Genomic DNA, 15693 nt, shown 5'->3' with positions numbered 1-15693 from the left:
AAATAGTCAGCACATTTTAACGTAAAGCCATAAAGCTGTTTTGGCTAATTAAAGCTTTTGCGATGCGTCTCTGTAACAAAAACTATTTTTGCTGTCAAAATAACGTATCAATAAAACAGGCGATTAGAGCCTAAGGGAGTTTGCGATGGGGTTGATGGTTGCTGGCGCAATTCTGGGTATTCTTTTTGGGTGGGGATTTTTAGGTTATCACGGATGGGGGCTTGGTGCGCTTGTTGGTGGCTTGGCCGGACTAGTGCTCCAACAAATTCAAAAAATTGGTTTACTCGAAAAATCAATCCAGGCGCTTAAGGATGATCAAGTAAAAACCAGCCAACAGCTCGCCCTGCTAAAAAACGAATTGCTGGATAAGTTTGCAACTAAAGACGCTCCGATAGTTAAAAAGCCGCTCGCAGAAGTCGTCAATGAGGCGATTGCATCAGAACCTGTCGCCGTTGCAAAAACTGACACTCAATCTTCAAAAGTTACTGAATCCCTTGAGCTGGATCTCGATCTACCTGAAGCCGTTCCGCAACCCAAAATTATCCGCGCTGTTATACAACCCGCGATTCCACGTGAGCCCGATGTAGGCGACAAAATATTTGCAGCTGTGCGCCGTTTTTTTACCGAAGGAAATCCGATTGTAAATATCGGTATGGTGATCATGTTTTTTGGCGTAAGTTTTCTTGTTAAATATGCATCAAGCCAGGGCTTGTTTCCCATAGAGCTGCGCTTAACGGGCGTTATACTAGGCGCAATTGCATTATTAGTTTTTGGTTGGAAAACGCGCGAGCGAGTAGGGGGCTATGGGCTGGTTTTACAAGGTGGCGGGATCGCTGTTATTTACCTCACGCTGTTTGCTGCAGCAAAAATTTATGGCTTGATCCCACTCGGCATTGCATTTGGATTATTGTTTGTAGTTGTCATATTGGGCGTGTTGCTAGCGCTTTTGCAAAACACCCAGTTACTCGCCATTCTCGCAACCGCTGGTGGATTCCTCGCTCCTATTTTGACGTCAACAGGAGACGGGAGTCATGTCGGTCTGTTTAGTTTCTACCTAATTTTGAATTTTGGCATTCTGGCAATCGCACTCAAAAAAGCTTGGCGATTATTAAATTGGGTGGGTTTTATGTTCACCTTTGTAATTACCGCTGCGTGGGGTGTGTTGAAATACCAACCAGTTTTTTATGAAACAACCCAGCCATTCTTGATCGCATTTTTTGTTCTTTATCTTGCAGTTTCCATTTTGTTTTCCTTCAAGCAGCCAACCAACCTTAAAGGAATGGTAGACGGTAGTCTGGTTTTTGGATTACCGTTAATTGCTTTTGGTTTGCAAACTGCTTTGTTAAAGCACACTGAATATGGTTTGGCCATCAGTGCGATTGTATTGGCGGCGGTGTATATCGCTTTATCACTAATAATGAGCCGCCGTTATTTGCAGACGCACCGCGTATTAATTGAATCGTTTCTTGCGCTAGGCGTGTCATTTGCAACGCTCGCAGTTCCGCTCGCGTTAGATGCAAGCTGGACATCGGTAACCTGGGCGCTTGAGGCAACCGGTTTGGTTTGGGTCGGTTTGCGACAAGAGCGTTTACGTCCGCGCGTTGTAGGCTACTTGTTACATTGCGCAGCAGTTTTTTCGTTAATTATTTTTGAAGGTATTGATACCGGATTAACACCGGTTATAAGCGGTGATTTCCTTGGCTTGGCACTCTTAGCCTTAACTAGTTTTATCATTGCCTATCTTTCATATAGCTTTGGCGACCGTTTAGGCTCGGCTGAAAAAATCATTGCTCCAGTGGGTATCGCTTTAGGAGTTCTGTGGTGGTTTGTAGCCGGCATTAACGAAATGAATGTTCATGTGATGGATCAGCATTTGTTCGCTGCCATTATGTTGTTTGCTACTTTATCCGCTGTCAGTTTAATTCTCATCGGCAAAAAATTGTCGTGGGATACAATAATCAAGAGCGTATATTCACTTCTGCCTTTCATGTTACTTCTGTTCATTATCGTATTTTTTGTTAACGAAAATGACACTCATCCCAGCCACGGTTTTAGCTTGATTGCAATTGCACTGTTTTTTGTCGTGCAATACGGTTTTCTTTTGGATCGGGAAAAGATTATGCAAACATCTGCAAGTATATTGCTCCGCACCTGGCATGTGCTCACAGCTTGGGGGATATTCGGCCTTATATTTTGGGAAGTGTCCTGGCAAAAAGCGCAATTTAATTTGCAGGGGACCGCCGGGTTAATGATTTGGTTCGCCGCACTCATGATTCCTGTAATCGTCCTGATTGGTGCAGGGCAGAAAAAAATATGGCCTTTTACTTCGTATCAACAAGAGTTTAAAAACTGGATTCCCGCTCCATTGTTTGCACTCTCTGCTATTTGGTTTTTTGCCGTATGCCATAAAAATCAGCCTAATACAGAGCATTACTTGCCGGTTTTAAATCCGCTCGATTTAGCGCAATTCGGTATCGTCTTAGTGTTTGCATATGCGGCTAAACGTCACTTTTTGGATGCAGTTAGTTTTATTTCAAATGCTGTTCGTGCGGGCTTGCTAGGCATAATGTTGTTTGTATGGCTCAATGTCGCCACCTTGCGAGCTATAAGCCATTATCAATCTATTCCCTATTATTTCGATAGCTTATGGAATGCAGTTGAAGTGCAAATGGCATTGTCAATTTTGTGGACGGTCTGTGCGCTAGTCATCATGAATATATCGCGAAAAATTCAGCGTCGCGAATTATGGATGATAGGTGCTGGATTATTGGGCTTGGTGATTATAAAACTCATTGCCAAAGATTTGTCTGGTAAGGACACCCTTGCCGGGATTATTTCATTCCTGGTAGTAGGAGCACTCATTTTATTGATCGGTTATTTATCGCCGATTCCTGCAAAAATTAAATCACCAGATACTGAAGAAAATATCAATGGTCGAGACAAAGAGGCAACTATTAATGAATAGCCTTGCAAATAGCTTTGTAATGCATAATGTAAAACGGTACTTTTCCATCATCGTTTTGCTTGGCGCAACCTTATTCAGCATGAATAGCTATTGCGCAACTCCAATCTACCAAGTCAACGATGTAGAGGGAACCTTTATACAAGTTCCCTTGAGCCATGAAATTTATCAGTATAGTCGCGAAGCGGGACTCCAGGATCTGGTTGTATTGGACGCAGAGCAAAACCCTTTACCTTACCGGTTGGTTTCTATTGCAAATGACACAAGAGTTACGGAAGAAAAAGTTGTATCTGAATCATTAAGATTTTTTCCGGTAGCACCAGATGCAACACCTGATACGTTACGTAAATTACACACTTCCCAGATTAGTGTTCGCGGCAACAATACACAGGTCGCTACCACCGATAAAACTCTGAATAACGCTACGCCGGAGTTTTATTTAGTCGACATAAGCCAGCTTGACCACGAACTTACAAGTTTAACTGTTGACTGGGTTGGGCAAATAAATAATCAGTATTTAGAAGTGGAGCTTGAAGGCACTCGCAACCTGAAGAATTGGTACTCGTTGGCAAGATCAACATTAGTACAAATTACCCAGCAAGATGAAACTTTAAAGCGAAACTATATTGATGTAAAAATCCCAAAAAAGGATTTTGAATTTCTGCGGCTAAAAATTTTACGTGGTGCAGAAAATTTGCAAATCACACAGGTTGTTGGTGAGCAAAAAATCGGAGAGGTTATTCAAAAAACCAATAAGGAAACCTGGAGCTTAAAAGGCACGACGGCAAAAACGCAAACAACCGTTTATTTGCCTGGCTCGCATAGTAAAACTTATCCAGTTGCGGCTTGGGAGTTTAATCGCAACGAGGTCACACCTATAGATACGCTCGCAATTGATTTTGGCACTTATACTTACGGTGATAGCGCAAAAATATTTTCTCGCAATAATGAAAAGCAAAACTGGCAGCTGCGCCATCAGGGAATTTGGTTTAATGCGCAGGTTGGTAGTCAATGGCAAAAAAGTAGTCCTGTTAGTGTTTACGCCAATCGCGACAAATATTGGCGTATCGAACTTAACGATTCTGCTAAAAATATTGCTGCGCCAAATCTTATATTCGGTTGGCAACCAACCCAATTGCAAATCATTACCAACAATAAACCACCTTATGTATTGGCAATCGAAGAAGGAACTCACACCAACAATCGCGAACAGGTGTTTAATCAGATCATTGGGGCCTCAAAACCTGTATGGGTTGGGGCCAGTTTGCATCCACTTGAGGTGTCTCCCGATGCATTTTCTAGATCAAAATCGGTTATAGATTGGAAACAATGGCTTTTTTGGGTGGCATTGGTGTTAGCGGTGGGCGTATTATTGGCGTTCTCATTAAAACTGTTTAAACAGTTGAATGTGTCCAAGGTGGACTAATATTTCGCTCCAACATACAGGATTCAAAAAACTATAATGAAAGAGTTAATGTATGCAAGTTCTGAAGTGGCGGTGCCAACAATCCCTGCGGTGATTGATTTGGAAGCATCCGGATTTGGCAGCAGCAGCTATCCCATTGAGGTGGGTTTTGCGCTGCCTAATGGCCGTTTGGCCTGCACCTTGATTCGCCCGGAACCGGAGTGGACCCATTGGGATGAGTCGGCTTATGCGGTACACGGAATTACTCGCGATTTACTTATGGCGTTTGGTAAACCCGTTGACCAAGTTGCGCATTGGTTAAATCGCCAATTAAAAGGAATGACGGTTTATTCAGATGCATGGGGACATGATTATGCGTGGCTCGCGGTGTTGTTTGATGCGGCCAATCTTAGCCCTAGTTTTAAGCTCGATCATCTCGCGAGCATCATGCCGGAATGCGAAGCGGCACGCTGGAACAAACTACATCAAGAAATTGAAAAGGAGCTCGGATTAAAGCGTCATCGCGCTAGCAATGATGCACTTATGTTGCAGCGCACCTGGGTTCGACTCATGGATAGCAATCAATTTAAAACAGCTTAATTAAATTGTGATTACTCGCTAGTTAATTCATCTAATCAAAATCATAAGGGTCATCGCCTTCGCGATTGATCGCAACTAATAATTTCCCACAAGTTTACTTATGAATATAAAACATATTTTGCATGAGCTGCGTTTATTATTTGGATTTGAGCGCAATACGACAAGTCATGGCGAAAAATGGATTTCCGCAATAGGAGCAATGCTCGGTATTTTGTCGGTCTACTGGATTACACGTTGGCAATTTCCGCACGGCTTTATGGAGAACGCGGGCACGCTGGTAATGGTTACGTCCATGGGTGCATCTGCTGTTTTGTTATTCGCCGTGCCGCAGGGCGCACTATCGCAACCTTGGGCAGTTATTGGTGGTCATCTTTTGTCTGCATTTGTTGGCGTTAGTTGCCAAAAATTATTTCCAGATCAAACCTGGACTCCAGCACTTGCAGTGGGCCTTGCTGTTGGTGTTATGCACTACACACGTTGCATACATCCTCCAGGTGGCGCCACTTCATTAGCGGCGGTTATTGGTGGATCAGAAGTGCATCTGCTGGGTTATCACTATTTAATTATGCCGATCCTCGTTAACGTGATTGCAATTTTATTGATGGCAGTTTTATTTAACGCACTGTTCGATTGGCGCCGGTATCCTGCGCATCTTCATAAACGTATCCGTCAATCTAAACAGACGCAGCCGGCGGAACGCCAGTTTGAATTAACACAAGAAGATTTTGCAGCTGCCATGCAGCAATTGAATTCTTATGTTGATATCACTGCCGAAAATCTCACCGAATTGTTAGAGCTTGCAAAGCAACACGCGGAAAAAAATATTACTCACCCTGCGGATATTATTCCCGGTAACTTTTACAGCAATGGCAAACTCGGAAAATTGTGGAGTGTGCGCCAAGTGTTGGATGGATCTGATGACGGAGTGATTCCTGAAAAAGATCGCGTTATTTATAAGGTCCTCGCTGGAGATGGCGCCTACCAAACAGGAATTTGCCTGCGCAGTGAGTTTCGTCAATGGGCACGCTTTGAAGTAAAACCTCAAGGTAATGGCCGCTGGGTAAAGATTGAGGCAGAGTAATCTCTAAATAATCAAATATTGTGAAATTACAAATTACAACAAATTAATAGCTGTGGGATGTGCAATCTCTCGTTAAGATGTGCATTCAATAATGTAGTCGATGTATCAGGGGATATGAATGTTTTTAAATGCTATCAACCAATCAAAACACGCGGTGACGAACATCAAGCGCCACATTAAATTATTGGGTCTTTCTGCCGCACTCTTGGCAGCGCCCCAAGCCATGGCCACTATTGTTCAGTTCCAAACCGTCATGGGTGATTTTCAGGTTAATCTCTATGATAAAGCGACACCTAAAACCGTAGAAAACTTTTTAACTTACGTAAAAGCTGGAGCCTATAGCAATTCAATTATTCATCGCGCCGTACCAGGTTTTATTGTACAGGGTGGTGGTTTTAAATATGACAACAAGTTTCCCCTGGTAGAAGTTACACAAAATGCTGCGGTAATTAACGAGCCGGTTTATGCAAATAAACGTGGCACTATCGCAATGGCTAAAGTAGGCGGCAATCCTAACTCAGCGACCAATCAATGGTTTTTCAATTCGGTAGATAACAGTGGCAATCTGGACTCACAAAATGGTGGCTTCACAGTATTCGGAGAAGTAACGGGTAATGGCATGGCAATTGTTGATGCCATGGCTGCGCTGAATACTTTTAACTTGGGTACAAACTCTGCTTTTACTGATTTGCCTTTACGCAATTACACAACTGCAGATGCAAATAATAATGTGGCTGTTACTGATAAAAATTTGGTGATGATATTAAATATTGTCATTATTGATGCAAATGTTGATACAGCAGCAAATTTAACGCCGGCTAAAACAACATACACACCAACTTCAAATGGTGGTGGCGGCTCATCTAACAATAGCAGCGGCGGAGGCGGTGGTTCTACCGGGCTTATAAGTTTGTTGTTTTTAGCCGCATTAGGTACCTTTGGTTTCCGTCGTAAATAGTCGTTTACAAAAGCCGCAAACTCCTTTGTAATACTGCAAATTTTTACTAAAACTGCTTGGCAAGTCATTGCCAAGCAGTTTTTTATTTTAAGGAGCTTTTTATGATTACTTATCTATACTGGCTTGCAGTAATTCTCTTTGCAGGGCTTTTAGGCTGGATCATTGGCCGTTTTGTTAATTACAAATACGGCGCCTTAGCGGCCCTTATCGTTATTGTGGTGGGGTGGGGCGCGTTCTTTTTTAAATACGAGCAAATGTTCGTGAAAAATTACGGCGGCGTTATGACTATTAGCGTGCCAGAAGGACAAATGCATTTGTCCGCAACCTGGAAGGAAGATCATTTGTGGATTGAAAATTACGATCCCAAAACTAACTCCTGTTATTTTACGGAATACTCTAAAGGGCATGTATTGCAAGGCCGGGTCACTATTGAGAACTGTAATCCCGTTCTTCCAGGCAAGTTCTAAGTATTTAAAAATTAGATTGTTTTGTTCTATTGGCGCATTTTTCTTTAAAAGTGGACAAGGGAGGCTACTTTTAAAGAGAGACAAAAATTCGTAGCGGTAAAGCTGTAGCGAGTAATGATATTTTTTGAGGTGTTTTTGATGAGAAGTGCAAGGTTTTTCGTAAGGGCGGTCGGGTTGATATTAATCGCTTTTTGTTCGCAGCAAAGCTTCGCAGTTACGGTTAAAGGTAATACCTGCGACGCAATCCAGAAAACGATTGATAGATTGCCAGCCATCGGCGGCGAAGTAATCATCCCGGCAGGCAAATATACTTGCGCAACTCCAATAATTTTAGATCGCGATAACATCATTGTTCGTGGCGAAGGTGCTGCGACTTTATTGCGTGTTGCAGATAAGGCCAACATTCCTGTATTTGTGATGGGGCAAACTGTTCGGTCTCCTACGGTGACCCGCCGTTACATTCAAGTTAAAAATTTGCACATTGATGGCAATCGCGTCAATCAAACTTCAGAATGTATGGGTGGGCCATGCAGTGATCAATTTCCATTGCGCAATAATGGTATAACCATTCGCCGTTGCGAAGATTGCGTGGTTGATAACGTGACAGTGTACGGCGCCATTTCGGGCGGGCTGGTGACTGAACTGGGCTGCTACAGATTAATGATCCGTGACTATACATCCTACGATAATGAATTTGACGGTTTCGCTGGTTATGAAACTGAGAACAGCACCTTTTCTGGTATAAATTTATACAACAATAAGGGCGCGGGTATCTCTACCGATATTCATTTTGATAACAACAAATTCAGTGACGTGACGATTACAAATACCAGTACTGTAGGTATTTTTATGCGTGACTCATCCAATAACTCTTTCGCCAACGTGCACATTCGCAACTCTAAACAACACGGTGTGTTTTTAGCGCAAGTGGATGATGACATTACCAAACCTGCCGCAGGCAATACTTTTAACAGTCTTGTGATTACCGGTTCCGGTGGTTATGGTATTTTGATTAGCGATGCATCTTGTGTGAACAATTTATTTGTAGCAAGCCAATACATCGACAACGTTAAAGGTTGTTATGGTGAGGCGGCCTCTAACTTGATTGAAGGGGTAGGGGCTATCTGTCGTTAACTATTTTAAATTTGTAATCGCCAAATAAAAAATCCATCTTTACGATGGATTTTTTATTTTCAAAGCCATAAATGTTTAAGTCATTATGGGCTCAAAGGTATCAGGCTTTGCCATGGCTGAATAAGTCAGGTGTATATAAAGATTCAGCACATGTGGAGATTGCTGCAAGAATAAATCCAGGAAGCGTGAGCTGTTGGGAAGCTTATCCTTATAAGCTTCAACGCAATAGGCTTTTGCCGAACGCTCAAGCACTTCACTAAACACTATTGGCTTTTTAAATTTTGCATTTGAGTTGATTGCACAATATTGTGTAAATGCATAAAGCGCTTCGACCACCGCGCTCTTGTAATAAGCGGGGTGGAGCTGATGTGTTAATTGATCAATTAGCAATGCAAAACTTTCTTCGCCTGCAGTCATAGAGCTGCGAATCATCTCGCAATCTAATACAAAGCTTTCCGGATCTCCTACACCAAATACCAGTTTTTTAGCATGACTAAGGCTGTTCCAAATTTCCTTCAGGAAATGATTGTCGAAATGCGTAATCAATCCACGCGCCAAACGCCATTCCAACCAATCAGTGCTAGCAGCATCTGCAGCCAGAATTTCGTTCATCATGGTGTATTCATCGTGATACATTTTGTAGGGAACAATATGATTTACACCCTGCGAAAAAACTTTGGTACGGGAAATCAACACATTTTTTAACTTCTTGTATATTTTTGCGGGAGATTGCAAGCCGATCCATTCAAGCATACTCACATCTTCAGCATCATCCTTATCCATTGCAAACAGCATTAGGAAATTACGCAGCTGAATAGAGCGTAAGCCATCAAAAAGTTTGGGCTCGGTACGAATCAATCCGCCAATTGCAGACAACAATTCGAGCACCAGAGTTTGCTCAAGCGGATCTTTAAAATTGTGGTAAATCCCCTCAAAGAACTCAGTGTTTGAGAAGGATTGGTCTGCTTTAATTTCGGTATAGTTATTGTCGCCCACAGTAATGGATAAGTTACGTGCTGCAATAACGGTTAAGCTATCCCCAAGGTCAACCGGTGAATAGTTCATACGCGCAAAACAATAACGCGCTAACAACCAATTATTTTTGCTTTGTGCACGGTAATAGATTTCTTTGATGAAATCACGAATGGTGACATTAGTGTTCAAATCATCAATGACAAAATCCATTGGCCGATCCGTTAAATAGGCAACGGATTTTCTAAAATTAATAATGTCGTTTTCTGTATTGAAATTAGTCAGAATATTTTTTGCCGTGGGCTCCAACCATGTGCAATCCAATTCTTTATCTAAAATCGTACTGGTCTCATTCAGCGAAGTAATTGAATTCACATGAAAGTAGGGGATAGTTAACTGGTTTACGCGTGATGCCCTATAAGCCAGGTTCGCAGATGCATAGCCCACATATTCTTGTTCACTGCGTAATTGATAATCGCGAAACATGGCAAATAAACTATTTGCATCTGGAATTTTACAGAGTTTTTTGTCTACTAAAAATGTAAAGACAGCAACTTCAGAGCTCAACCAATGTTTGTGAATATATTGAATTTCTTGCGTAACGTATTCGATAACCATTTTCGAATCGAACATGCGGTAATCTTCTTTTTCACTTTGCAACCAACTTAAACACAAATAAACTTTGTTGTTAATTTCGTGTGCTTGTGAGGTTGTTAAACTTTGCAAACGGCGACGTGGTCGGCCACTCAGGCCAAGCGCTTTATTTTCACCAACATGCGCATAAGCTTCCATAAGGCTAGGGGCGCTCACTACTGCCATGGGTTTAATATCCTGAATGGTTTCAGCAATAACCCCTTGCTTTGCAAGCGCGGATTTCACTTCCTCATTTTCGGCAAGAACAACCAGTGCGATTTGGGATTTGACAAATTTTGTGGAGCGACGACGCATTTTCAAAGGATCAAGGTCTTCAGTGCGAAGCAAACCCTCATCCATCATCAAACCAGTTAAATACAAACTTTGCGCCCATACCAGTGGAACGTTTTCATTCGGCACACGTGTTTGCGAACGAGGATTTTTCTTTTCGGCTTCGATATTTTCTTTTGGAACATAATAAAGTTCCGGGAGAAGTCCAACACCATCCACATGAACCATGAGCGCTTCAAGTTTTTTGCGGTAATGTTTTGCGGTGGCATCGCTGCCGTCAAACAATGCGCTGATATATAAATAAGTAAAAAATAGCGGCCATTCAGATTCAATATTTTCGAATTTGCCCAATTCGGTTTGCTCGTAATAGATACGAGAACTTTCTTCTACAACAGTTTGGTGCCCATCCAACAAAAAGCGTTTGCAGCCGTAATTACCGCCGAGCTTCGTTAAAATTGAATCGCGAGTTTGCGTTGCCAAAGTTTCTTTACCAACGGCAAACGCAGGGAAACCAATAATACTGAGAAGCGCACTATCCGCTTCTTTAGACATAGACTCGCGCGGTAACAGCGAGGTTAGGGTGGTTCTAGCCAGAGATATTGCATCGGCAATTACGTGAATAACGCCGCGTTTGGACGCATGTTCACCATAAAGATTGAAGCCATCAAGTGCCTGCATTGCGGCCTTAGCCATGCCGACAGAACTGGCATTAATCTCAGTGCGCCCATTGTTAACCTTGTTACCGCGTTCCCAAATCCCATAATCGGGCATGCGGTAGGCGCTTGAGATGTAATAAACGAGGTTTTGAATGAAATCCACTTCGTCGTGCGTGCAGATTATGCGTAAACCAGACGCCGTCATTTGAGCGAGCATCAGCAAATAAAGGGAGGTTGCATCAATTTGCAAATGGCCCCAGGCGTTATCGGCAACTACCGGCAAGCCGGTTGCTGTATCGTATTTTGCATGCAGGGCATCGATGTTATTGAGCGTATGCTTAAATTTTTCAACTTTTGGGGCTTGTCGCATCATCGATTGCAGCAGGCCACGCATTAGCTTGATAGTGGACTGCTCAAGCTGGTCGCTTTTGCTATTTTCGCCTTGGCGCCGGAAGGCCAAGCCAAGCCCCCAAACACACACTATGGAATAAACGTTATCGCGCACCCAGGCGTCCGTGTAATCGCCATGAATATTAACGCTGGTGCTGGCAGGCAAAAGACCCGTGACAGGATGTTGGCGGCTTAAAATGACTGTTTCTACTTCAGCGTACAAACGCTCTAACAGCTGGGTATGTTTCATAGTCGATCGCAGTTATTCAATTATTGGGGCCCTAAAAAGCAGGCGCGAGCTTAGATATTGAGGCATATACGTAATTTAACATAATATACATTATGCGAAATTATGAAATATTTCTGACTGTCGCCAAGTTTCGAAGGTATCGAACTTCTCAGTGTTTCTGACAATCACTGCAATATCCTCATTTTCGCATAATGCCATCTGATGGCTTCAGTTATTACAAGCAACTAATAATAGTCGATTTAAATTTAAACCTGACCAATTCTGGTGCCAAATTAATTTATCGGTCACCAATTTAGTGAGGTTTTTCAAAAATATTTACGGTTTAGTATGTTTGTTTTTATAACGCATGATCTATACCAACGCACATGTACGAATTTGGTTCATGGTAACTTTCTGACTTTTCTAGATAGCGACACAACTTATAAATTCTTTAGTGCAAGAGCCCTAGCCCCAGCTTAGTTAAATTTCCACATTCCAAGCAAAATAAGCTTCGCACGTCATTAGTTGCTTTTACAGTTGTAATATAATATACAGATGCACTGTGTCAGTAGAAAAAGTGCGTGGCTCTTAAAGTTGATCATTTTTTCGCTCTGGCTAGAAATTTTATAAAAATAGCGTGTTCCTTCTGCGCAGGATTCTCCATTTGTAAGCTAATTTTCTGTTCTTACCTCTTGAAATTACCCAGATAAAACGTCTGCACGGTAATTATGAGTTTTGAATGGAAGCTGTAAATATTATTAGGAGAAAAATTATGATTCGGCCATCAAACATCTTTTCAAAATTATTATTGCTAGGTTTTATCTGGTTGGGCAGCACGGCCGTGTTCGCTCAAGACGGAAAAATGTACCCCATGGATGCGCCTAAAGAGCCGCGTGCCATTCCACTGGGTACGGGTGGTGTTGCTAACCAACCGGCAAAAGAATCCTGGTTTCGTCAATGGGGCGATCCCATGGCCCGGAACATTACCACGGCGACCTTAACCCCCTTCCTGGCTGATCCTAAGAAAGCAAACGGCACCACCATCATAGTTGCCCCCGGTGGTGGCTTTATGTGGCTTTCGATGGGAAATGAAGGCTGGGAAGTTGCAGAAGCGCTTGCTGCTCGCGGCATTAATGCTTTTGTATTGAAGTATCGCCTTCAGCCTACAGCAGATACCCTTGAGGCGTTTGAGGGCCAAATGAACCAACGTATGGCCGACGCAGCAAAGGCTGGTGATAAATCAGCGCCTAGAAGACCAAGTGGCGATCTCACAAACCAGCTTCAAGATGCCGAGGCCGCCTACGCGTTAATTACGAGTCGTGCCAAAGAATGGAATGTAGACGTAAATAAAATCGGCATGATGGGCTTTTCTGCTGGTGCAAGGTTAACTATGGCAACAGCGCTCCAATCAAAGAAAGTGAAGCTAGCTTTTATTTCACCAATTTACGGCAGCCTCGAACCTGTTGAAGTACCTAAAAATGCACCGCCTATGTTCTTCGCCCTCGCCTCTGACGATTTTCTTTTTCACGGCGATTTTGGGGTAATTAAGTCCTGGTATGATGCGAAGATTCCCGTGGAATTTCACCTTTATCAAAATGGTGGTCACGGTTTTGGATTGGGCAACCCAGATCGCACCAGCAATAAATGGTTTGATGCATTTATACACTGGCTTGATGTAAATAAATTTTTGAAGCCTTAGGTTGTACAGGAGGCTACCGGGTTCGCTTAAACGGATTCGGTAGCCATCCATAAGTGTTTGTCTTCGGATTGCAAACCGCACTATGCGCAGCTATTGGCAACGCGGGGTTTATAAAGGAGAAATCATTAGAGGGGAAAGGGAGAAAATTGCCAAGGCAATTCGTAGTACGCCTAAAGGTCTAGGAATTGCCTTGATAATCATAAATTCTCGGGCAAGACATTATTAGAAGGCCCGCTAAAAACTAAATACACTTGCTCTTGTAAAGCCAATCTCACACTACCATTGCTAAGGTTTGTTCTTCAGCCAAACCAACTTGGGTGCCGCGCAACATTTCTACAAATACATCAGCTTGTGCGGTATTTTGAAAATCAACTTCTGCACCAAAGCCTTTACTTGTCTTGTGAATTACAATGGCTTTCATTTCAATACGTTGTAACTTTGTCGCGTTGTTTTTGTTAAGTAAAACTTCAAGTTTCAATTGATGTTCGCAATCAATATCTACAAAGTCTGTTTCAACAAATACGCCAGTTCGACTTCCATTTTTAACCCGTCCTATAGCTATAGGATGATTGTGTTTATAGATTAAAATCTTTAGCTCGCTGCTAATTCTTTCTGTGCATCTGTGTTCCATAGGATCTCCTTAGTTTCAGTGGTAATTTACAGTTAACTTAAACGATCATAACGATAAAGCCTGCTGTGAATTTGTTCTCCTAACTCATCCGGAAACTGTGTCCATGTAAACTGCCATTGCCAGTTGGTTCCTGTAGTACCTGGCATGTTCATTCTGTGTTCCCCATCCAGGGCCAAAAAATCCTGTAGAGGAATAATAGCCAATGGTGCGACGGATGCCAGTGCAGATTCAATTAATAACCAATGAATTGGTTGGTTACTGGCGTATAAATAATTGTGTACAAATAATTGTTGTTCATCGGTTAGCGATTCATACCAACCCACCGTTGTATCGTTGTCATGCGTACCGGTGTAGATCACATCGCTTACTGAATGACGATGGGGTAAATGAGGATTTTTGTTGTTACCATCAAAAGCAAATTGCAAAACCAACATGCCCGGCAAATTAAATTGATGACGCAAGTCTTCAACTTCAGGTGTAATTAATCCCAGATTTTCTGCAACTAAAGGTAGATCTGGAAACGCCTTAAAGCAGGCCGATAAGAAAGCCTCGCCAGGCGCTTTCACCCATCGCCCGCCGCGAGCATCAAGGCTATCACCTGGAATTTCCCAAAAGGCTTCAAAGCCGCGAAAGTGATCGATGCGAATCAAATCAAATTGGTTGAGCTGGGTACGCAAGCGATAAATCCACCAACTAAATTGGTGCTGCTCCATTTCTTGCCAGTTGTAATGAGGGTTACCCCAGTGCTGGCCCGTTTCAGAAAAATAATCGGGCGGCACACCTGCAACTGTAAGCGCGTTTCCATCGTGGTCTAAATTGAAAAATTTTTGTCCTGCCCAAACATCTGCGCTGTCGTGGGCTACAAAAATTGGCATATCGCCAAACAAATAAATGTTTTTTGCTTTTGCATAACCAGCTAAGGCTTTCCATTGTTCAGCAAATGCAAATTGTTCAAAAACGTAGAGAGAAATGTCCAGGGCTAAAAATTCGCGGAACTCATTAAGTGCGCCCTCTTGTCTTTGCTTCAATACATTGGGCCACTGGCTCCAGGGGGAATTGCCAAAGTGTTTACGCAGCGCCATAAACAAAACGAAATCATCAAGCCAATAACGATTTTCATCGCAAAACTTGCTCAACCGCTCTAACAAGTGCTCCGATTGACCAAGGCGTTGATAAAACTGATCAGCACAGGCTGAACGAATTTTTTGAAGGCTTTCTTTCGTTGCTGCCACATGATTCCAATCTTCATTAGCATCAACCCAACCATGATGAACTAACCAATCAATACTGATTAATTCTGGATTACCCGCGTGAGCAGAAACAGATTGGTAGGGAGATAGATCTGCATGGGTTGGCGTAGTGGGTAGCATTTGCCAAACGCTGAGGCCAGACTGCGCTAAAAAATCCACAAACAAATATGCATCTTTTCCCAAGGTGCCATGCATTTGTGGATAAGGTTTATGTTGAAAGAAGGACGAAGCGTTGGGAAGCGATGTGGGATGTAACAAAACTCCGGCTCGTCGAGCTTGAAAGAGCGGAAAAACATTTGCTGCATTGTTTGGCATCTGTGCCCTATCCTTTCTGT

General features: G+C 42.6%; 11 protein-coding genes. 8 read left to right on the top strand and 3 right to left on the bottom strand.

The features are described 5' to 3' along the window. Window positions 1-145 precede the first annotated feature (145 nt). The 7 genes from IE104_RS07175 to IE104_RS07145 all read left to right on the top strand — a co-directional run bounded on the left by IE104_RS07175 (window position 146) and on the right by IE104_RS07145 (window position 8607). The gene (locus IE104_RS07175) at window positions 146-2965 is read left to right on the top strand and encodes a DUF2339 domain-containing protein (protein WP_189417065.1); all 2820 of its coding nucleotides are present in this window, start codon (window positions 146-148) and stop codon (window positions 2963-2965) included. Further along, window positions 2958-4388, top strand: coding sequence for a DUF3999 family protein (locus IE104_RS07170; protein WP_189417063.1), 1431 nt, complete (start codon window positions 2958-2960; stop codon window positions 4386-4388). Before IE104_RS07175 ends, IE104_RS07170 begins: the two co-directional genes overlap by 8 nt. 36 nt (window positions 4389-4424) lie before the next feature. Beyond that, entirely contained in the window at window positions 4425-4967 is a 543-nt protein-coding gene (locus IE104_RS07165) for a 3'-5' exonuclease (RefSeq protein ID WP_229837692.1), read from the top strand. Window positions 4968-5067: 100 nt separating this feature from the next. Further along, a complete protein-coding gene (locus tag IE104_RS07160) occupies window positions 5068-6048 on the top strand; it encodes an HPP family protein (protein ID WP_189417062.1) in 981 nt (326 codons plus the stop codon). A 118-nt stretch (window positions 6049-6166) separates the two neighbouring features. Further along, window positions 6167-7006: a peptidylprolyl isomerase gene (locus IE104_RS07155; protein ID WP_189417060.1), complete on the top strand. Its 840-nt coding sequence runs from the start codon at window positions 6167-6169 to the stop codon at window positions 7004-7006. 101 nt (window positions 7007-7107) lie between these two features. Continuing rightward, the gene (locus IE104_RS07150) at window positions 7108-7473 is read left to right on the top strand and encodes a hypothetical protein (protein ID WP_189417058.1); all 366 of its coding nucleotides are present in this window, start codon (window positions 7108-7110) and stop codon (window positions 7471-7473) included. A gap of 174 nt (window positions 7474-7647) precedes the next feature. Beyond that, window positions 7648-8607, top strand: a complete 960-nt coding sequence (locus IE104_RS07145; RefSeq protein WP_189417057.1) for a right-handed parallel beta-helix repeat-containing protein — start codon at window positions 7648-7650, stop codon at window positions 8605-8607. Window positions 8608-8682: 75 nt separating this feature from the next. Here the strand turns inward: IE104_RS07145 and IE104_RS07140 are convergent, their stop codons facing one another. After that, window positions 8683-11799: a phosphorylase b kinase regulatory subunit alpha/beta gene (locus IE104_RS07140; RefSeq protein ID WP_189417055.1), complete on the bottom strand. Its 3117-nt coding sequence runs from the start codon at window positions 11797-11799 to the stop codon at window positions 8683-8685. Window positions 11800-12550: 751 nt separating this feature from the next. On the opposite strand from IE104_RS07140, the gene IE104_RS07135 reads away from it, so the two are divergent. Continuing rightward, the gene (locus IE104_RS07135; RefSeq protein ID WP_189417054.1) at window positions 12551-13477 is read left to right on the top strand and encodes an alpha/beta hydrolase; all 927 of its coding nucleotides are present in this window, start codon (window positions 12551-12553) and stop codon (window positions 13475-13477) included. Between the two features lie 271 nt (window positions 13478-13748). Here IE104_RS07135 and IE104_RS07130 read toward each other — a convergent pair whose 3' ends face one another. Further along, window positions 13749-14108 (bottom strand): hypothetical protein, encoded by a 360-nt coding sequence (locus IE104_RS07130; protein WP_189417052.1) that lies wholly within the window; start codon window positions 14106-14108, stop codon window positions 13749-13751. Window positions 14109-14140: 32 nt separating this feature from the next. Further along, window positions 14141-15673 (bottom strand): 4-alpha-glucanotransferase, encoded by a 1533-nt coding sequence (gene malQ, locus IE104_RS07125; protein WP_189417050.1) that lies wholly within the window; start codon window positions 15671-15673, stop codon window positions 14141-14143. Window positions 15674-15693: the final 20 nt, after the last annotated feature.

Source organism: Cellvibrio zantedeschiae (genome assembly GCF_014652535.1).
Lineage (GTDB): Bacteria > Pseudomonadota > Gammaproteobacteria > Pseudomonadales > Cellvibrionaceae > Cellvibrio > Cellvibrio zantedeschiae.
The sequence above is the reverse complement of the archived record's forward strand: the minus strand, read 5'-3'. Positions and strand labels throughout refer to the sequence as shown.

Bases quoted from the DNA above. Each gene is read 5' to 3' on its own strand.
- IE104_RS07175 (WP_189417065.1), top strand. From the start codon at position 146: ATGGGGTTGATGGTTGCTGGCGCAATTCTGGGTATTCTTTTTGGGTGG.
- IE104_RS07170 (WP_189417063.1), top strand. From the start codon at position 2,958: ATGAATAGCCTTGCAAATAGCTTTGTAATGCATAATGTAAAACGGTAC.
- IE104_RS07165 (WP_229837692.1), top strand. From the start codon at position 4,425: ATGAAAGAGTTAATGTATGCAAGTTCTGAAGTGGCGGTGCCAACAATC.
- IE104_RS07160 (WP_189417062.1), top strand. From the start codon at position 5,068: ATGAATATAAAACATATTTTGCATGAGCTGCGTTTATTATTTGGATTT.
- IE104_RS07155 (WP_189417060.1), top strand. From the start codon at position 6,167: ATGTTTTTAAATGCTATCAACCAATCAAAACACGCGGTGACGAACATC.
- IE104_RS07150 (WP_189417058.1), top strand. From the start codon at position 7,108: ATGATTACTTATCTATACTGGCTTGCAGTAATTCTCTTTGCAGGGCTT.
- IE104_RS07140 (WP_189417055.1), bottom strand. From the start codon at position 11,799: ATGAAACATACCCAGCTGTTAGAGCGTTTGTACGCTGAAGTAGAAACA.
- IE104_RS07135 (WP_189417054.1), top strand. From the start codon at position 12,551: ATGATTCGGCCATCAAACATCTTTTCAAAATTATTATTGCTAGGTTTT.
- IE104_RS07130 (WP_189417052.1), bottom strand. From the start codon at position 14,108: ATGGAACACAGATGCACAGAAAGAATTAGCAGCGAGCTAAAGATTTTA.
- malQ (WP_189417050.1), bottom strand. From the start codon at position 15,673: ATGCCAAACAATGCAGCAAATGTTTTTCCGCTCTTTCAAGCTCGACGA.